Source organism: Dorea ammoniilytica, from assembly GCF_025567415.1.
GTDB classification, from domain to species: Bacteria; Bacillota; Clostridia; order Lachnospirales; family Lachnospiraceae; genus Claveliimonas; species Claveliimonas ammoniilytica.
In genome coordinates, this window is the sequence record NZ_JAOQJV010000001.1 from 79,960 (window position 1) to 100,027 (window position 20,068).

A 20,068-nucleotide genomic window follows, 5' to 3' on the forward strand; every position below is an offset into this window, starting at 1 on the left:
TATATTTCATATGCAACGTGATTAATATACAATATAAGAGCGTAGTTTGTCAATGGTAAATTTGAAAATATTGTATTGTGGGTTAACTGGAATTATGATAAGATAAAACACATGATGAGAAAGACAATGAGGAGGAAACCCATGGGAGAAGAAGTAGTTTCAAAGAATTTTATTGAACAGGAGATAGATAAGGATCTGGCTGAAGGCAGATATACAGAGGTCTGCACCAGATTTCCGCCGGAGCCGAATGGTTATCTGCATATCGGACATGCCAAGTCTATCCTGCTTAATTCAGGGCTGGCTAAGAAGTATCATGGAACATTCCATCTTCGATTTGATGATACGAATCCAACAAAAGAAGATACTGAGTATGTAGAGTCTATTAAGACAGATGTAGAGTGGCTGGGTGCTGACTTTAAGGATCATCTGTATTTTGCGTCTGATTATTTTGATCAGATGTATGAATGTGCGGTGAAGCTGATCAAGAAGGGCAAGGCTTATGTCTGTGATCTTAGTGCTGATGAGATCCGTGAGTACCGCGGTACACTGACAGAGCCTGGTAAGAACAGCCCGTACAGAGACCGCAGTATCGAAGAGAATCTGAAGTTGTTTGAAGAAATGAAGAACGGCGCATATAAGGATGGAGAGAAGGTACTTCGTGCGAAGATCGATATGGCTTCACCGAATATCAACATGCGTGACCCTGTTATCTATCGTGTGGCACATATGCATCATCACAACACCGGTGATAAGTGGTGCATTTATCCGATGTATGACTTTGCTCACCCAATTGAGGATGCGATTGAGAAGATTACACACTCGATCTGTACACTGGAGTTTGAAGATCACAGACCGCTGTATGACTGGGTAGTAAGAGAGTGCGAGTTTGACCCGGCACCGCGTCAGATTGAGTTTGCCAAGTTATATCTGACTAATGTAGTAACCGGCAAGCGTTATATCAAGAAGCTGGTACAGGATGGCGTGGTAGACGGATGGGATGATCCAAGACTGGTATCTATTGCAGCACTGAGAAGAAGAGGATTCACACCGGAGTCACTGAAGATGTTCGTAGATCTGTGTGGCGTATCCAAGTCTCAGGGATCTGTAGATTATGCAATGCTTGAGTACTGTATCCGTGAAGATCTGAAGATGAAGCGCTCTCGTATGATGGCAGTGCTTGATCCGATCAAGCTGGTTATTGATAATTATCCGGAAGGAGAAGTAGAGTGGCTGGAAGCCGAGAACAATCTGGAGAATCCAGAGCTTGGCAAGAGAAAGATTCCATTCTGCAAGGAACTGTATATTGAGCGTGATGACTTCATGATTGAGCCACCGAAAAAATATTTCCGTCTGTTCCCGGGTAATGAAGTACGTCTGATGCAGGCATATTTTGTAAAGTGTGTAAGCTATGAGACAGATGAGAATGGCAATGTGACAGTTGTACACTGTACTTACGATCCGGAGACTAAGAGCGGAAGCGGATTTACAGGACGTAAAGTCAAAGGTACGATCCACTGGGTGGCAGCACCGTATGCAAAACAGGCAGAGGTACGTCTGTATGAGAACCTGATCGATGAAGAGAAGGGTGTGTATAATGAAGAAGACGGATCTATGAACATTAATCCGAATTCTCTGGAAGTGAGAAAGAATTGTTTTGTAGAGCCGAACTTCGGCGATGCAAAAGCATATGACAGCTTCCAGTTTGTGAGAAACGGATATTTCTGTATTGATGCAAAGGATTCTACACCGGATGCACTGGTATTTAACCGTATTGTATCTCTGAAGAGTTCTTTCAGACTGCCTAAGAAATAAGAGAATAAACAGATGAATGAACTGACTATGACATTGGCGTCCCGTAATGGGACGCCTTTGTACGAACAGATATATTTATATATTAAAGAAAATATTGTAAGCGGCAAATTCGTATACCACGAGAAGCTTCCGTCTACCAGAGCGCTGGCAAAGCATCTTGAGGTGAGTCGGAGTACAGTAGATCTGGCTTATGAACAGCTTTTATCGGAAGGATATATTGAATCAGAACCTTATCGGGGTTACTATGTAGCGCAGATTGAGGGGCTGTATCAGATCAGAGAAGTGAAGAAGCGACAGATACCGGAAGTACGGGAGAAGGAAGAGACCTGTCGTTATGATTTTACGCCAAATGGTGTAGATTTGAAGAGCTTTCCTCATAATGCCTGGAGGAAACTCTCCAAGGAGATCCTGCTGGATGACGAGGTGGAGTTATTTCGCCTGGGTGATCCTCAGGGAGAATTAAGTTTTCGAAAAGTAATCTGTGATTATCTTTATCAGGCGCGTGGGGTGAAATGTGATCCCCATCAGATTATAGTAGGAGCAGGAAATGATTATCTTCTGATGATGCTGTGCTCTGTAATCGGAAGAAATCATGTGATTGCAGTAGAGAATCCGGCATATAAGCAGGCGTATCGTCTGTTTTCCAGCCAGTCATATCCAGTAGAGCCAATAGAGATGGACCGTTATGGTATGCGGGTGGATATGCTTCGGGAATCTGTAGCGGATATTGCATATGTGACGCCGTCCCATCAGTATCCTACCGGTATCGTGATGCCAATGAAGCGTAGGATTGAACTGCTCGGATGGGCGAATGAATCAGAGAAGCGCTATATCATCGAGGATGATTATGACAGCGAGTTCCGATATAAGGGCAAGCCGATCCCGGCACTTCAAGGAAGCGATGCGAACGGTAAAGTGATCTATCTTGGTACATTTTCCAAATCCATTGCCCCGGCGATCCGCATGAGCTATATGGTGCTGCCGGAAGAGTTGGCGACAGTTTATCATGAAAAATGTGGATTTATCAGTTCGACGGTTTCCAAAGTAGACCAGCTTATCGTGCAGCATTTTATTGAAGAAGGATATTATGAGAGACATCTGAATAAGACGCGTGCCCTGTATAAGGGAAGACATGATGTGCTGATCCGGGCGTTGCAGGAGATGAATTTTGACTGTAAGATTGCCGGAGAGTATGCGGGTGTGCATCTGTTGATGTCATTTGCAGATCATGTGTCTGAAAGTGAACTGGTCCGCAGGGCTGAGAATGCAGAAGTGAAAGTATATGGTCTGTCAGATTACTGCATTGGAGAAAATCATAGAAGTGCGACGATACTTCTGGGGTATGCCAATCTGTCGGAAGAAGAGATCAGGGAGGCAACAGCGATATTAAAAGGAGTCTGGACGGATATACCGGGTGTGAAAAAATAAAAAAGATGCTGTCAGGGATTAATATGATATCCCCGGCAGCATTTTTGTGTTTGGAATTATTCCGCTTTTTCTTCCGCTGCTTCAGCTTCAGCAGTCTCTTCAGTATCCTCGGCATTTTCTTCCTCGGAAGGTGTTACAGTTTCCTCTGTTTTATCTTCTTTCGTTTTATTTTCTTCAGCTTCAGCCTTAGGAGCAGTGTTCAGCGGAACATATTCACGTTCAGAAGAATCGGAATCTTCGGTGGCAAAATCGTCATCGAATTCATCCAGAAAATCATCAGAGTTATCTTCCTTTTTAAGATAATAAGCTACTCCGGCAGCAACTGCACCACCAACAGCAGCAAGACCTAATGCACGTTTGAAAAATTTTGACATGGGTATGACTCCTTTCTAGTCTTTTCTGACATTTACGTCATATACAAATGTATTGTAATACTTTTTGACAGAAAAAGAAAGGCGTGCGATATAAAATTTTACTAAAATACCAGAGCTTTCCTGCTCTGGGAAAGATTTCTTGTGAAGCATATGGAAATGTGCTACACTGAGTATCGGACTTAAGGGATAGATATACATTTGTGAGGAGAATATTAGAAATATGGAGAAGAAGAAGCTGAGAAAAGTCCAAAGCGGTTTATTTCGAATTATATTCAGTCGTACCGGACTTGTTTTGGTTATGATTTTACTGCAGATTGGTCTTTTTGTGGTGTCCATGAGCAGACTGCAGCAGTATTCACATGTGATCAATGGTTTCTTTCGAATACTAGGTATTATCGTGCTGATTTATATTATTAATTCAGAGGATAATCCTGCATTTAAGATGACCTGGATGCTGTGTGTCATGGCATTTCCGGCAATCGGATCTTTGTTTTATGTATATGTGAAGAGCAAAGTTGGAACCAGATGGGTAAGAGGACGACTGCGGAATCTGAAGTTAGAAGAGCGCCCTTATATGCAGCAGGACAGGAGGGTACTGCAGGAACTGAAGGAAGAAGGTCCTGGCAAGGCGAATCTTGCGGCGTATCTTTCTAGTCAGATGCATTTTCCGGTATATAAGAATACAGAGATCACGTATTTCCCATTAGGAGAAGATAAGATGCAGGCACTTTACCGGGAACTTGAGAAGGCGGAGCATTATATTTTTTTGGAGTATTTTATTGTAGCAGAAGGACATGTGTGGGATACGGTACTGGATATTCTGAAGCGTAAAGCAGATGAAGGGGTAGAAGTTCGCTTTATGTATGATGGCATGTGTGCAATTTCAAATTTCCCATATTATTATTACAAAAAAATTCGCAAAATGGGCATCCAGTGCCGGGTGTCTAATCCGATCATCCCATTCCTGTCTACGGTGCAGAATAGCAGAGATCACCGTAAGATATGTGTAATTGACGGCAAGGTTGCGTTTACCGGCGGAGTCAACCTGGCAGATGAGTATGCCAATGAAATTACACGTTTTGGTCACTGGAAGGATACGGCGATCATGCTGAAGGGTGATGCAGTACAGAGTTTCACTATGTTGTTTTTGGAAATGTGGGCAGTCAATCAGATGGAACCTGCGGACTGCCAGAACTATCTGACACCGAAGCATGTAGTGCCGGATCCACCGCATGGTTATGTGATTCCGTATGGAGATCATCCGTATGATAATGAAAATGTAGGCGAAGAAGTGTATTTCCATATTCTGAATCATTCCAAGAAGTATGTGCATATCATGACGCCGTATCTGATCCTGGATAGTGAGATGATTACAACGCTTACCAGAGCAGCGAAAAGCGGTATAGAGGTGATTATTATTATGCCGCATATTCCGGATAAATGGTATGCTTTTGTACTGGCACATACTTATTATAAAGAATTGATTCAGGCGGGGGTAAGCATCTATGAATATACGCCGGGATTTGTACATGCCAAGGTGTTTGTATCAGATGATGATACTGCAACTGTAGGAACAATTAATCTGGATTACCGCAGCCTGTATCTGCATTTTGAATGTGGTGCATATATCTATGATCATCCGGTCGTTGCGGATATTGAGCAGGATTTTCAGGAAACACTTAAAAAGTGTCAGAAAATCAGCCTGACAGAAGTGGAGAACAGACCAGTTACATATAAGGTGATGGGGCAGATTTTACGATTAATTGCACCTTTGATGTAAATAACAATGTACAAAAAAATTTTTTTATAGTATAATATCAGATGGCTGTTATAAGAATAGCTTCACAATAGTCATCAGCAAGATGAATAACACAGGAGGAATTGTTATGGTTAGAGCAGTAGTTGGCGCGAACTGGGGAGACGAAGGAAAAGGTAAGATTACAGATATGCTTGGCGAAAAAGCCGATATCATTGTTCGTTTTCAGGGAGGTGCCAATGCGGGACATACAATAATTAATAATTACGGTAAATTTGCACTTCACACATTACCATCAGGTGTGTTTTACGGACATACTACAAGCATTATCGGTAACGGTGTCGCACTGGATGTTCCGGTGCTGTGCAATGAGATCCAGTCTATCGTAGACAGAGGTGTGCCGAAGCCGAGAATTCTGGTTTCCGACCGAGCACAGATGGTAATGTCATATCACAAGAAGTTTGATGCATATGAAGAAGAACGTCTGGGCGGCAAATCATTTGGTTCTACCAAGTCAGGTATCGCACCATTCTACTCAGATAAATATGCAAAGATTGGTTTTCAGGTAAGCGAGTTATTTGATGATGAGCTTCTGAAAGAAAAAGTTGTACGTGTTGCAGAGCAGAAGAACGTATTGCTTGAGCACCTGTATCACAAACCGGCAATTGATCCTGATGAGCTGTATAATGAATTACAGGAATATAAAGAGTTAATCGAGCCATATGTATGCGATACATCTCTATATCTTTACAATGCGATCAAAGAAGGTAAAGAGATCTTGCTGGAGGGTCAGCTTGGCTCACTGAAAGATCCGGATCATGGTATTTATCCAATGGTCACATCTTCATCTACATTGGCCGGATACGGAGCAATCGGAGCAGGTATTCCTCCATACGAGATCAAGCAGATTGTTACTGTATGTAAGGCATACTCAAGCGCAGTTGGAGCAGGAGCTTTCGTAAGCGAGATCTTTGGTGATGAGGCTGACGAACTGAGACGCCGTGGCGGCGATGGTGGAGAGTTCGGTGCAACAACCGGACGTCCAAGACGTATGGGATGGTTCGACTGTGTAGCATCTAAGTACGGATGCAGAATGCAGGGAGCGACAGATGTAGCATTTACAGTACTGGATGTACTGGGATATCTGGATGAAATTCCAGTATGTGTAGGATATGAAATTAACGGAGAAGTGACAACAGACTTCCCAACTACACATCTGCTTGAAAAAGCAAAACCAGTATTCAAGACACTTCCGGGATGGAAATCTGATATTCGCGGTATCAAGAAGTATGAAGATCTTCCGGAGAACTGCCGTAAGTACGTAGAATTCATCGAGGAACAGATCGGATATCCGATTACAATGGTTTCTAACGGACCGGGTCGTGAAGATATTATTTACCGTCAGGCAAAATAAATGTATAAATATTTCTGAATTACAGATAATAACTCTGAACTATGAAAAGGAGGGAATCTGTAATGCCAGAATTGAAATGTACAGTACAGACTTGTGTGCATAATAAGCAGTATTTCTGCGATCTGGATCATATCCAGGTAGGAGGAGAACATGCAAAGCGGGCGGATGAGACCTGCTGTGACAGCTTCGAGGAGCGCACAGGTGACACATACAGCAATGTAACTGGTCAGGCTTCAGCTACCAGTAATATTCGATGTGAGGCAACAGAGTGCCGTTACAATCAGTCGTGCAAGTGCCATGCCGGTAAGATCAGTGTGGAGGGCGGAGACGCCTGTCAGTGTAAGGAGACAGAATGCGCAACGTTCTGTTGTTAATGCCTGAAAAGGAATGAAAATAAGAAGACAGGGTTACAGTGAATGATTTGCTGTAGCCCTGTTTTTGTGTTATACTAAGCAAATAGCATAATATGTCAGGAGCATAAGAAATGGAAGATAAGAAAAAAGAGTCAGAGACTCCGAAGGGTTACTATAGTAACGCACCGAGGATTGGAAATAACGGGCCATCCAGACTGAGACGCGAGATCAGCAAAGGAATGACTTTTTTTGTAGTGATTGCAGCGAGTATTGCATTTTACTTTGCACTGTTGAGGCTGACCAATATATCTGGTGTATTCAGCAAAGTATTGGACGTGCTGAAGCCGATTCTGTACGGATTATTAATTGCATTTTTGCTGAATCCGATCGTGAAGCAGACGGATAAGATACTGATTCCGATATTGAAAAGGAAAATGAAGAATGAGGCGAGGGCAGAGAAACTGTCCCGTACAGCAGGAATATTGCTGGCGTTGATTATTATGGTATTGCTCATCAGCGGATTAATCAATATGCTGATCCCGGAATTATACAAGAGTATTCGTGATCTGGTGTTTACTCTGCCACGTCAGATTAATCTTTTAGTTAATCAGATCGGAGATATTCAGGCAGATGAATCCAATACCGGAGTCATGATGCGGACATTTATCAAGCAGGCGACCAGTACATTTCAGGACTGGTTAAGCAATAATCTGTTTACACGAATGAACGAGGTTATGGGAAGATTGACTAATGGAGTGATTGATTTTGTTAGTGAGATATTCAACGCATTGATTGGTGTGATTGTATCAATCTATGTATTATACAGTAAGGAGACTTTCGGAAGACAGTGCAAGAAGATGACTTATGCATTGCTCAGCCCATCTCATGCCAATGTGGTACTGCATATTACACAGAAGGCCAATGATATATTCGGTGGATTCCTGATTGGTAAGATTATTGATTCTGCGATTATCGGAGTGCTTTGCTTTATTGGACTGTCATTTTTGAATATGCCATATACAATGTTGGTCAGCGTAATTGTAGGAGTGACTAATGTAATACCGTTCTTTGGACCATATATCGGTGCAATTCCGAGCACATTGCTGATTCTGTTAGCAAATCCGATTAAAGGCATCTATTTTTTGATTTTTATTCTGCTGTTACAGCAGTTGGACGGTAACTTTATCGGGCCGAAGATTCTTGGTAATTCTACAGGACTCAGCTCATTCTGGGTAATCTTTTCAATCCTGCTTGGAGGTGGATTATTTGGATTTTTGGGAATGCTTCTTGGTGTGCCGACATTTGCAGTCATTTATTATATCATTGAACTTATCATTGATGGAAGACTGCACAGGAAGAATCTTCCGGAAAGTTCGGATTACTACGATGAATACAGTTTTGTAGATGATACTGGTAAGTATGTGATATCCAGAGAGACTATGGAGAAAAAACATAAAGAAAAATGTGAAAAAGAAAAAAGCATGAAAGAAAAAGGGGAATAACTATGCCGATTCGTGTACAGAATGATCTCCCGGTTAAGGAGATATTGGAAAGTGAAAACATATTTGTGATGGATGAGCACCGTGCGACGCACCAGGACATCCGTCCGATTCAGATAGGACTTCTGAATCTGATGCCATTAAAAGAAGATACCGAGCTTCAGATCCTGCGGTCTTTATCCAACACACCGCTGCAGGTGGATGTGACATTTGTGAGAGTATCCAGCCATGTATCTAAGAATACATCAACCAGCCATATTAACAAGTTCTATCAGTCTTTTGATGAGATTAAGAATCGCCGTTTTGACGGATTTATCATTACCGGGGCACCGGTAGAGCAGATGCCGTTTGAAGAAGTGGATTATTGGGATGAACTGATGAAGATCATGGATTGGACCAAGACGAACGTAACTTCGACATTGCATCTGTGTTGGGGAGCTCAGGCGGGTATTTATTATCATTTTGGTATTGATAAAGTACAGGTGGATCATAAGCTGTTTGGTGTGTTCAAGCATAAGGTGCTGAACCGCAGGATTCCGCTTGTAAGAGGATTTGATGATGTGTTCTATGCACCGCATTCCCGTCATACGGATGTGCCGATAGAGAAGTTACGTGCGGATGACCGCATTACAATTCTTGCAGAGTCAGACGAAGTGGGACTGTTTCTAGCTATGGCACAGGAAGGACGACAGATCTATGTGATGGGTCATCCGGAATATGACAGAGTGACGCTGGATGGAGAGTATAAGCGTGACCTTTCCAAGGGGCTTCCAATTGATATGCCGAAGAATTATTATCCGGATGATGATCCGAATAATAAACCGGTATTGACATGGAGAGCAGCAGCCAATAACCTGTATACAAACTGGCTCAATTATTACGTCTATCAGGCGACCCCGTATGACCTGGAGGGAACACCGTTCTAAGCCCAGTAAAATCAACGGATTCCGCTATTTTAAAGCATTCTGGCTGCTATGTTAAAATCACTCGATTTTGATGTAAATTAATATAAATTTTTTCCAATATGAAAAAGGCAGTAAATACACTTATCTATCTAACGATGGAGAGGAGTCATTTATTGCCTTTTTTTGTGTTATACTGTTAGTAAGATATGCACTGTGAAATAAGTCTGTTTTTAAAACAAATGGATTGGAGTGGAGATGTTTGAGAAAGAAAAAGTTAGCTTAGGAATTTAAGATTAATAAAAGGAGTTTGATGTGAGGGATAAAAAAGCACGGATTAAAACAATATTAGCTTTTGGAACGGTATTGATAGTGGTTATGGTGGCGTGGCTTCTAAATCAATTCGATCGCTCCAGGGATGTACTTCCTAATGAGAATACTACGATAAATCTTTATGGAGAGATGCATGGTTATAAAGAATTTTATGACATTGAATTTCAAGAGTGGAAGAAATTCTATGATGAAGGATGTCGCAATCTGTTTATAGAATTGCCATATTTTAGCGCAGAGTTTTTGAATGAGTGGATGAAAGAAGACTCGGATGAACTAATTGATAAGTTTTTTGAAGAGATTAAAGGCTCGGCAGGAGATAATGAATATTTTTATGAGTTTTTTCATGAGATAAAAGAATATTGTCCGGAGACGATATTCTATGGAACCGATGTGGGGCATCTGTACAATACTACCGGGTTGAGATATCTTAGATATCTGGAAGAAAACGGGCTTACTGATTCTGAGAAGTATTCGTTAGCTAATGAAAATATACAGCAGGGAATTGCATATTATGAATCCAATGATTCTGCCCGGAGAGAATCGTATATGGTATCCAATTTTATAAATGCTTATGAACGATGTGGTGGTGGAAAAATCATGGGAATCTATGGAAGCTATCATACAGATTTTCACAATTCTGACGTAATGGTGGTAAAGCTTAAGGAAAAATATGGTGATAGAATGAGTGCAGTCAGAGTAAAGATAATTGCCTTTGAGCAAATGGACGAGCCGTATGATTTCGGATTTTGTATTACTGGTGTCGTATTCCTGCTGATGTTATTTGTTCCCAATATCATGTGGACGCGTAAAGGGAAAACAATCGGATATGTTGAAAGTGCAAAAAAAGAAAATAAAGTATTGCTGATATTTGAGCGTGTTGGACAGGTCGCAGTAAGCACAGCACTTGTGTTTTTTTCCGCACTTAATCCCAAAGTAATGGTACTTGTTGACGGATTGTACTTTGAATGGAAAATTATAATTTGGATGATGGCATTAACTTTGATGATTTTATATGAATGCTATTGGATGAAATATTTCAAGAGCTCCAAGACGATGAAAGATTATTATAGTTCTTTTGTGGGATTTCCATTGGCAGGGGCGACGCTTCCGGTCATGGCGGTATTGCTATTAGGAATTTATTCAGAAAATGTAATTGTAATTTGCTCAGCAATTATTCTTGGGATTGGTCATATCGGAATACATTACATGCATAAGAAAGAGATTAAGCGGAATATGGACAAGTTTATGATTTAAGGATAGAATGATTTGCAAGAGGAGTGCTAGAATCATGAATAAGAAATACCCCATGCTCTTGTCACCGGGCAGCATTGGAAAAGTAGAATTGAAAAACAGAATCGTCATGAGTGCTATGGGGATGAATCAGGCGGACAATGGATTTGTCAATGACGCAGTGATTGAACATTATGCTGCCAGAGCCAGAGGTGGCGTCGGACTTATTATTGTGGAAGTAACTTGTGTCGATGCACCACTGGGGAAAAATACAGGAAATCCGCTCATTCTTGATGGTGACAAATACATTCCCGGGATGCAGAGGCTGACGGATGCGATTCATGCAGAGGGAGCAAAATGTTTCCTGCAGATCAGCCATGCCGGGCGTGGAGCATTTCGCAGGATAACGGGCATGCAGCCGGTTGCACCGAGTGCAGTGGCGATGCCGTATTCTACGATGATGGAGTTGTCGAATGAGACACCGAGAGAGCTTACTGTTGAAGAGATTCATAACATTGAAGAAAAGTATGCGCAGGCAGCACTTCGGGTGAAAAAGTCAGGATTTGATGGCGTGGAAATTCACAGCACAGGATATTATCTTGGACAGCAGTTTTTGTCTTCCGTGGCAAATGTGCGGACGGATGAGTATGGTGGCAGCAGAGAGAACCGAATCCGATTTCACCTGAATATCATCCGGCGGATTCGTGAACTGTGTGGAAATGATTTCCCGATTGTGGTGAAGTTCAGTGCTACAGAAAGCGGAAAAGATGCCGGAATCACCGTGAAGGATGGCATTTATTATGCGAAAAGACTGCAGGATGCGGGCGTGGATGCGCTTGAAGTTCTTGCAGGCGTGTGGAGCAGTGAGAAAGAGAATACCGTGAAGGGTTCAGAAACAGAATGCCAGACAGCAGGTCTGTGCCGGATTCTGAAGCAGGGGATTCGTAAAATGACGGGGAAGGATCCTGTGATAAAAACGATCGGCGGCGGACAGGTGCAGCATCCGCAGGAAGCAGAGCAGGCACTTGAATCGCATCAGTGCGAGTTCATTTTTGTGGGAAGAGAATTACTGGTACAGCCGGATTTTGTAAAACTGATTGAAGAAGAAAGAGAAGATGAGATTAAGCATTGCATTGGATGCGGAATCTGTTCGCGTGTGCAGCTTCAGAAGAATGAGGCATGCAGGTGTGTGTTGAATCCTCAGGTTGGACGAAAAATAAAGGAGAACAGAGTATTATGAAATGTGAAGGGAAAATAGCATTGGTTACAGGTTGTACTAGCGGCATCGGTAAAGCAACGATGTACAAACTGCTGGAAGAGGGTGCAGATGTCTATATGTTAGTTCGTAATCTGAAACGAGGGAAAAAACTTGCGGAAGCGACAGAAGAAAAATATCCGGGAAAGGTAAGCGGAGTCCTTTATTTTGAATGTGATAAGTTGGAAACTATAGAATCTTCAATCAAGGAAGCATATGAGGATGCCGGCAGAATCGACATTTTTATTAATAATGCGATTGGTGGAGCCTCTGCGGCAAAGGATAATCTTACGGTGACTGAGACCAGTCATGAGACTTGTATGGGATTGATGGAATCTATCCTGGGCGTCAGTGCAGAGTGCGCCAGAGTGGTAATTCCGCTGATGATCGCGGGAGGCGGAGGCTCGATCGTTAATGTATCGTCATCCACAGGAGTTCAGCCGGATGTGTCTCGTACCTACTATGGAGTCGCAAAAGCGGCGGTAAATATGCTGACGCAGCAGATTGCGGTTCAGTACGGAAGACAGGGAATTCGGTGCAATGCAGTTCTGCCGGGATTTACCGTGTCGAAAGCGACCGAGAAAGCCATGCCGAAAGAATTTAAGGAAGCGTGGCTGAAGCATACACTGATCAGACGGCTTGGCACACCACAGGATCAGGCGAATGCAATCGTATTTCTGGCATCGGATGAAGCATCCTGGATCACCGGACATCTGATGGAAGTGTGTGGCGGTTATGGACTGGCAGCGAATATGTATGGTGATGTTGTGGAGCCTCCGAAGGTGTAATATTGGAAAAATATGGGAGAATCGATACATTTGTCTGTAAAATTTAAAAAAATCAAAAGATTTTCTTGACATACTCTGTTACACTGTCGTACAATAGCACTTGTAAATAGTAAAACCGTTGAGAAAGAGGAGTAAGTTATCAGCGTGAAGTTAAAGAGAGTGGCAGGTGGTGAGATTGCCATACGGAACGGATAGCTGAATGGACTTTCGAGGGCAGCCGGAAATCGAAAGAAATTATGGCCTGTCGGGAACCGAACCCGTTATCAATCAGGGATGTATGTTAGTACATGAGAAGAGTGGACGCTAGTCAAGTTGAGTGGTACCGCGATAATGATGATAATTATTACCGCCTCAAACATTTTGTTTGGGGCGGTTTTCTTTATTATTTGGACGAAGTTCACTGATTATCTCTCCTAACATGAAACTTATAGCAAAGAAAAGGAGAATAGTATTATGAAAAAGAAAACAATCGCAATTATGATGACAGCAGCAATGGTGATGGCTATGGCAGCAGGATGTGGCAGCAAGGAGTCCTCATCTTCAGACGGAGACAACAAGGAAGCAAACTACAAGATTGGTATTCAGCAGTTTGCAGAGCACGGATCACTGGATAACTGCCGGGAAGGTTTCCTGGAAGGACTGGAAGAGGAAGGCATCAAGGAAGGAGATAATCTGAAGGTAGAAGTTAAGAATGCGATGGCAGATACTGCTACCAATGCTCAGATCGCGGATTCTTTTGTATCTGATAATATGGATTTGATCTGTGCAATTGCAACACCGAGTGCACAGAGCGCATATAATGCAGCAATGGATAAAGATATTCCGGTTGTGTATACAGCAGTTACTGATCCGGTTGCAGCAGAGCTTGCGGACAAGGATGGTAATCCGGTAGGTAATGTAACAGGAACTTCTGATACACTCCCGGTTGAGGAACAGCTGAAAATGATCCGGGAAATGATGCCGGATGCTAAGACAATCGGTATCCTGTATACAACCAGCGAAGCAAACTCCGTATCAGCCATTGCAACATATGAATCATTAGTAGATCAATATGGATTTACATTGGAGACAAAGGGAATCAGCCAGACATCAGAGATCGCACTTGCAACAGACGATCTGCTGACCAAAGTTGACTGCATTACCAATCTTACAGACAACACTGTAGTAGCATCTCTTCCTACTATTCTGGAAAAGGCGAATGAAAAAGGTATTCCGGTATTCGGAAGTGAGATTGAACAGGTGAAGATCGGTTGCCTGGCCGCAGAGGGTATTGATTATATCCAGCTTGGCAAACAGACAGGTAAGATCGCTGCACAGATTCTGAAGGGCGAGAAAAAAGCATCAGAGATTCCTTATGAGATTATTTCTGAGCCAGGTTTCTATGTAAATACAAAAGTAGCAGAGAATCTTGGAATCGAAGTTCCATCTGACCTTGCTGATTCAGCAGTAGAAAGCTTCGATACCATTTCTGAATAAGTTAACGGAGGCATTTTTCATGGATTTTGTAATATCAATTTTAGAGCAGGGGTTGATCTACGGGATACTGGCTCTTGGAGTATATATCACCTATAAGATTCTGGATTTTCCGGATTTGACCGTAGATGGAAGCTTTCCGCTGGGCGGTGCGATCACAGCGCATTTTCTGACAGGAGGGATGAACCCTTACCTGACACTTCTGCTGGCATTTGCGGCAGGAGCAGTAGCTGGTATCTGTACTGGACTGATCCATGTGAAATGCCGTGTCCGCGATCTGTTATCTGGTATTATTATGATGACAGCGCTGTGGACGATTAATTTGTATGTGGCAGGAACGGCGAATGTTCCGTTATTCTCACAGCAGACAATATTTAAAAATGATACATTGAGCAATATAATCCCGGAAGGTGTTCAGGCATACACTACATTGATCATTGTAATCGTTCTGGTAGTGATCAGCAAAATTCTGCTGGATCTGTATCTGGAGACCAAATCCGGTTATCTGCTTCGCGCAGTCGGTGATAATCCGACGCTGGTTACATCTCTTGCAAAGGATCAGGGGAATGTAAAGATTGTGGGACTTGCAATTGCAAACGGTCTGGTGTCACTGGCAGGCAGCGTGTTCTGCCAGGAAGAGCGCGTATTTGAAATCTCAATGGGCACCGGTGCTATCGTTATCGGACTTGCGAGCGTTATCATTGGCACCAGCCTGTTTAAGAAGCTTACCTTATTAAAGGCAACCTCGGCAGTGCTGATCGGTTCTGTGGTATATAAGGCATGTGTGGCAATCGCACTCCGCAATTTCGAACCACAGGCAATGAAACTGATTACGGCAGTATTATTCCTGGCAATCCTGGTGCTTGGTATGGAACGCAGAAAGAAGGTGAAGACGGATGCTGGAGCTTAAGCATATCCACAAATATTACAATCCGGGCACAGTCAATGAGATGTGTCTGTTTCAGGATTTTAACCTGACAATCGAAGATGGAGAATTTGTTTCTGTAGTAGGAAGTAACGGTTCCGGTAAGACGTCTATGCTCAATATTATCTGTGGAAGTATTCCGGCAGAAGGTGGACAGATCTGCATTGGTGGAAAGGATATTTCCAAAGAAAAGGAATATCAGAGAAACCGTCGTATTGGTCGTGTGTATCAGAATCCGGCAGTGGGAACCTGTCCGTCGATGACCATTCTGGAAAATATGTCTCTTGCAGATAATAAGGGTAAGAGCTATGGATTTGGCAGAGGAACGAATAAAGCAAGGATCAATTACTACAGAGAACAGCTCAGCCAGCTTGGACTCGGGCTGGAAGATAAGATGGATGTGAAAGTAGGCGTGCTGTCGGGCGGGCAGCGTCAGGCAATGGCACTGCTCATGTCCACAATGACTCCGATCGAATTTTTGATCCTGGATGAGCATACGGCAGCGCTTGATCCGAAGACTGCAGAACTGATCATGCAGCTTACCGATAAGATCGTAAAAGAAAAGAAACTGACGACCATCATGGTTACACACAATCTCCGTTATGCAATGGAATACGGCAATCGTTTGCTGATGATGCATCAGGGAGAGGCTATCCTTGACAAGAAGGGCGAGGAAAAGTATAGTATGTCTGTGGATGACGTTCTCAAATTATTCAATGAGATCAGCATCGAATGCGGAAATTAAAGGGGAATGTGACAGATGGCAAAGAGAATTGCAAAGTTTGAAAAGGTGAGTTTCGCACAGTTCGAAGCAGCCTGGAAAGATACATTTGACGAGAGTAGTACAGAGAAGATTCAGAAAATCTATGACGGAATCGAACTCCCAAAGCGTGCAACCAGCGGATCTGCCGGGTATGATTTCTATGCCCCGGTTGATTTTACCATTGCACCGGGAGAGACGGTAAAGATTCCGACCGGTATACGGGTGCATATGGAAGAAGAGTGGGTGCTGAAGTGTTATCCGAGAAGTGGACTTGGATTCAAATATCGTCTGCAGCTTAACAATACGGTCGGTATCATCGACAGTGACTATTATTATTCTGACAATGAAGGACATATATTTGCCAAGATTACCAATGATTCGAATGAAGGCAAAACGGTAGAACTGAAAGCCGGTAATGGATTCATGCAGGGAATCTTTGTGGAATATGGCATCACGGTGGATGACGATGTGCAGACAGTGCGCAACGGCGGATTTGGCAGCACGACCAAGGCATAGATGTCGGATCAGAAAGCGTAATAAGAATGAGATAAGAACGGATATGCAGGGCAGAGGCTCTGCATATTTTTTTTGCACGTGGGCATGCTATTTCTGATATATGTCTGAATGACAGAAATGGAGGAGTGGATATGCCTGAATACAGAAATGCCACTGCGTCGCTGAAGGAAAATACAGCCTATGTGAATGAGATCCTTCCGGTGCAGGAGAGCTTTGATATCGTTCAGAGAAATATGATGATCGGAGGCCGGGAGGCAGCATTTTTCTTTGTGGATGGATTTACGAAAGATGAATCAATGTTGAAGATTATGGATTCTATGATGTCAATTACGGAAGAAGATATGCCAAAGAGTGCAACGGCATTTTCAAAAAGTCATATCCCATATGTGGAAGTGGATATTCTGGTGGGGTTTGACCAGATATTTCATAATATTTTATCCGGAACAACAGCGTTGTTTATTGATGGATATGAAGGCTGTTTTATCATAGATTGCCGTACGTATCCGGCAAGGAGCGTGGATGAGCCGGATAAGGACAAAGCACTTCGCGGATCCAGAGACGGATTTGTAGAGACGATTGTGTTCAATACTGCACTTATGAGGCGTAGAATCCGGGATCCACATCTGATCATGAAAATGATGCAGGTGGGAGAAAGTACGGGGACAGATGTGGCAGTCTGTTATATGGAGGATCGAGTAGATCCGGAACTGTTGAAGAAATTATTGCGTAAAATCAGTCAGATACGGATTGATGCTCTGAGAATGAATCAGCAGAGTCTCGCAGAATGTCTGATGAAACGTAAGTGGTATAATCCATTTCCTAAGTTTAAATATACAGAACGTCCGGATACAGCAGCGGTATGTCTGCTAGAGGGAAAGATTGTAATTATGGTGGATAATTCTCCATCGGCAATGATTCTTCCAACATCAATCTTCGATATTGTGGAGGAGGCAAATGATTATTATTTTCCGACTTTAACAGGCGTGTATCTTAAGATTTCCAGAGGTTTAATTGCGTTTATGACGGTATTCCTGACGCCGCTATATCTGCTTTTTATGCAGAATCCGCAGTGGCTGCCGGAGAAATTTGAATTTGTTGCGGTGCGGGATATGGTGAATGTACCGCTCATCTGGCAACTTTTGATTCTGGAACTGGCTATCGACGGCCTGCGGTTGGCTGCAATGAATACGCCGAATATGCTAAGTACGCCGTTGAGTGTAATCGCAGGTCTCGTATTGGGAGAATTTTCAGTATCGTCTGGGTGGTTTAACAGCGAGATTATGCTCGCAATGGCATTTGTCTCTGTAGCAAATTATACACAGCCAAATTTTGAACTTGGTTATGCACTGAAATTTATGCGTTTGCAGCTATTGATTTTGACTGCAATTTTGAACTGGGCAGGATTCGTACTTGGTGTGCTGGTGGTGGTCGGAAGCATTTGCTTTAATAAGACGCTGACCGGACACAGTTATCTGCATATTAGCCGAAATTAGTAAAAAAATGATGTAAAATTTTGGCGTGGGAATCTCTTGAATTTGTGGACAGATGGAGTAAAATCTTATATGATTAGGTCATGAATGACAGAGGGGACGAGGAGGTAGACCATGCGAGATTATATCATTACAGTAAACAGTACCGTTGATACGGGAAAGGAATGGCTGGAAGAACGCAATGTGCCGGTGATTCCACTGAAATATACAATAGATGGACAGGAGTATACAGATATGTATGGACTGTCAGACAAAGAATTTTTCCAGAAGCTGAGAGAGGGTAAGATGTCAGTGACCTCTCAGATCAATCCGGAGGAAGCAAAAGAAATGCTGGAGCCATATGTAAAAGAAGGAAAGGATGTGTTACATCTGGCATTTTCATCAGCACTCAGTGGCACCTGTAACAGTATGAAGATTGCTGCGGAAGAATTGCAAGAAGAGTATCCAGAGGCAAAGGTTATAGTAGTGGATACGCTGTGTGCATGTATGGGAGAGGCGATGCTTCTATATTATGCGTTAAAGCAGAAAGAAGCAGGCAAGACAATTGAAGAAGTGGCACAGTGGGCAGAAGAGAATAAACTGCATGTTTGTCATAATGTAACGGTGGATGATCTGTTCCATCTGCACAGAGGAGGGCGCGTATCCAAGACAGCGGCAGTGCTTGGAACCATGGTAAAAGTAAAACCGATCATTCATATGGATGATAATGGTGCACTGCAGGTAATCGGTAAAGAGCGCGGTCGTAAGAAATCTCTGCATAAGATTGTCGACATGGCAGTGGAGCGTTCTAAGGGATGGGACAATGAGATCATTATGATTACCCACGGCGATTGCCTGGAAGATGCAGAGTATGTGGCGAAGCTGGTTCGTGAGAAAATGGGCGTTGAGAATGTATTTATCCATAATATTGGAACGGTTATCGGCAGTCATACTGGTCCGGGTGTAGTAGCTACATTCTGTATGGGAAATAAACGATAAAAAAGTATTGACACAAGAGTAGAAAAGTGGTATATTAACTTTTGTGTGAAGAAAAGAAAGTAGAGTATCCGCTCTCACCATAGCACAATCGGGTGACTATTGGTTTAATATATTGCATAACATCATTCTTTTGTTTAAAAAGATTTTTATGTGGATAGATGAGTGGATAGTCAGTGACTGTTCACTCATTTTGTATTAACAGATAACAGATGCAGAGATGTATCAGACAATCTATGATGGAGGTGTACGACAATTAGCGATTTAATGATTAACGAGCAGATCAGGGACAGAGAGGTACGTGTAGTAAGCGCAGATGGAGAGCAGCTTGGAGTGATGTCTTCAAGAGATGCTATGAAGCTTGCAAGAGAGGCAGAGCTGGATTTGGTTAAGATTGCTCCTAAGGCACAGCCGCCGGTATGTAAGATTATCGACTACGGCAAGTACAAATACGAACAGAGCCGCAGAGAGAAAGAGGCCAAGAAGAAGCAGAAGACGGTGGAAGTTAAGGAAGTACGCATGTCACCGAACATCGATGCTAACGATCTGAATACAAAGGTAAATAATGCCAAGAAGTTCATTCTGAAAGGCAATAAGGTTAAGGTAACTTTGCGTTTCCGCGGAAGAGAGATGGCTCATGTTCAGCAGAGCAAGCACATTTTGGATGATTTTGCAGATATGCTGAAGGATGTTGCACAGGTTGAGAAGCCGGCCAAACTCGAAGGACGTAATATGAGCATGGTTTTAACCGTAAAACGTTAAAAATAAAAAATACATTAAGG

The 20,068-nt window shown here is 42.7% G+C and carries 18 protein-coding genes and 1 other annotated feature; of the genes, 17 read left to right on the plus strand and 1 reads right to left on the minus strand.

Annotated elements, in window-relative coordinates:
- Window positions 1-141: 141 nt before the first annotated feature.
- Window positions 142-1,812 carry a glutamine--tRNA ligase/YqeY domain fusion protein gene (locus OCV65_RS00375; protein ID WP_118384086.1) on the plus strand — a complete coding sequence of 557 codons (1,671 nt, stop codon included), beginning with the start codon at window positions 142-144 and terminating at the stop codon, window positions 1,810-1,812.
- 12 nt (window positions 1,813-1,824) lie between these two features.
- Entirely contained in the window at window positions 1,825-3,240 is a 1,416-nt protein-coding gene (pdxR, locus tag OCV65_RS00380) for a MocR-like pyridoxine biosynthesis transcription factor PdxR (protein ID WP_262580520.1), read from the plus strand.
- Between the two features lie 56 nt (window positions 3,241-3,296).
- On the opposite strand, the gene OCV65_RS00385 is transcribed toward pdxR, so the two are convergent.
- Complete coding sequence (locus OCV65_RS00385) at window positions 3,297-3,614, minus strand: hypothetical protein (RefSeq protein ID WP_262580521.1); 318 nt, start codon at window positions 3,612-3,614, stop codon at window positions 3,297-3,299.
- A 220-nt stretch (window positions 3,615-3,834) separates the two neighbouring features.
- Here OCV65_RS00385 and cls point away from each other — a divergent pair, with 220 nt between their 5' ends.
- From cls to infC, 15 genes are all read left to right on the plus strand, one after another.
- A complete protein-coding gene (cls, locus tag OCV65_RS00390) occupies window positions 3,835-5,394 on the plus strand; it encodes a cardiolipin synthase (protein WP_262580522.1) in 1,560 nt (519 codons plus the stop codon).
- 106 nt (window positions 5,395-5,500) lie between these two features.
- A complete protein-coding gene (locus tag OCV65_RS00395) occupies window positions 5,501-6,784 on the plus strand; it encodes an adenylosuccinate synthase (RefSeq protein ID WP_118451779.1) in 1,284 nt (427 codons plus the stop codon).
- A gap of 62 nt (window positions 6,785-6,846) precedes the next feature.
- A complete protein-coding gene (locus OCV65_RS00400) occupies window positions 6,847-7,158 on the plus strand; it encodes a DUF1540 domain-containing protein (protein WP_262580523.1) in 312 nt (103 codons plus the stop codon).
- A 110-nt stretch (window positions 7,159-7,268) separates the two neighbouring features.
- A complete protein-coding gene (locus OCV65_RS00405) occupies window positions 7,269-8,639 on the plus strand; it encodes an AI-2E family transporter (RefSeq protein ID WP_262580525.1) in 1,371 nt (456 codons plus the stop codon).
- 2 nt (window positions 8,640-8,641) lie between these two features.
- A complete protein-coding gene (metA, locus tag OCV65_RS00410) occupies window positions 8,642-9,562 on the plus strand; it encodes a homoserine O-acetyltransferase MetA (protein ID WP_262580527.1) in 921 nt (306 codons plus the stop codon).
- A gap of 291 nt (window positions 9,563-9,853) precedes the next feature.
- Complete coding sequence (locus OCV65_RS13300) at window positions 9,854-11,125, plus strand: hypothetical protein (protein ID WP_317258733.1); 1,272 nt, start codon at window positions 9,854-9,856, stop codon at window positions 11,123-11,125.
- Window positions 11,126-11,159: 34 nt separating this feature from the next.
- Window positions 11,160-12,341 carry an NADH:flavin oxidoreductase gene (locus tag OCV65_RS00420; RefSeq protein ID WP_262580528.1) on the plus strand — a complete coding sequence of 394 codons (1,182 nt, stop codon included), beginning with the start codon at window positions 11,160-11,162 and terminating at the stop codon, window positions 12,339-12,341.
- Window positions 12,338-13,144: an SDR family NAD(P)-dependent oxidoreductase gene (locus OCV65_RS00425; RefSeq protein ID WP_262580529.1), complete on the plus strand. Its 807-nt coding sequence runs from the start codon at window positions 12,338-12,340 to the stop codon at window positions 13,142-13,144. Before OCV65_RS00420 ends, OCV65_RS00425 begins: the two co-directional genes overlap by 4 nt.
- A 109-nt stretch (window positions 13,145-13,253) precedes the next feature.
- Window positions 13,254-13,501, plus strand: a binding site (T-box leader).
- A gap of 96 nt (window positions 13,502-13,597) precedes the next feature.
- Window positions 13,598-14,620 (plus strand): ABC transporter substrate-binding protein, encoded by a 1,023-nt coding sequence (locus tag OCV65_RS00430; RefSeq protein ID WP_262580530.1) that lies wholly within the window; start codon window positions 13,598-13,600, stop codon window positions 14,618-14,620.
- A 19-nt stretch (window positions 14,621-14,639) separates the two neighbouring features.
- Window positions 14,640-15,527, plus strand: a complete 888-nt coding sequence (locus OCV65_RS00435) for an ABC transporter permease (protein WP_262580531.1) — start codon at window positions 14,640-14,642, stop codon at window positions 15,525-15,527.
- Complete coding sequence (locus OCV65_RS00440; protein WP_262580532.1) at window positions 15,514-16,287, plus strand: ABC transporter ATP-binding protein; 774 nt, start codon at window positions 15,514-15,516, stop codon at window positions 16,285-16,287. Before OCV65_RS00435 ends, OCV65_RS00440 begins: the two co-directional genes overlap by 14 nt.
- A gap of 15 nt (window positions 16,288-16,302) precedes the next feature.
- On the plus strand, window positions 16,303-16,821 hold the full coding sequence (locus OCV65_RS00445; RefSeq protein ID WP_262580534.1) for a dUTP diphosphatase: 519 nt from the start codon (window positions 16,303-16,305) through the stop codon (window positions 16,819-16,821).
- A gap of 131 nt (window positions 16,822-16,952) precedes the next feature.
- Window positions 16,953-18,314: a spore germination protein gene (locus OCV65_RS00450; RefSeq protein ID WP_262580535.1), complete on the plus strand. Its 1,362-nt coding sequence runs from the start codon at window positions 16,953-16,955 to the stop codon at window positions 18,312-18,314.
- 111 nt (window positions 18,315-18,425) lie between these two features.
- Window positions 18,426-19,289 (plus strand): DegV family protein, encoded by an 864-nt coding sequence (locus tag OCV65_RS00455; RefSeq protein WP_262580536.1) that lies wholly within the window; start codon window positions 18,426-18,428, stop codon window positions 19,287-19,289.
- Between the two features lie 264 nt (window positions 19,290-19,553).
- The gene (gene infC / locus OCV65_RS00460) at window positions 19,554-20,048 is read left to right on the plus strand and encodes a translation initiation factor IF-3 (protein ID WP_118451802.1); all 495 of its coding nucleotides are present in this window, start codon (window positions 19,554-19,556) and stop codon (window positions 20,046-20,048) included.
- Window positions 20,049-20,068 lie beyond the last annotated feature (20 nt).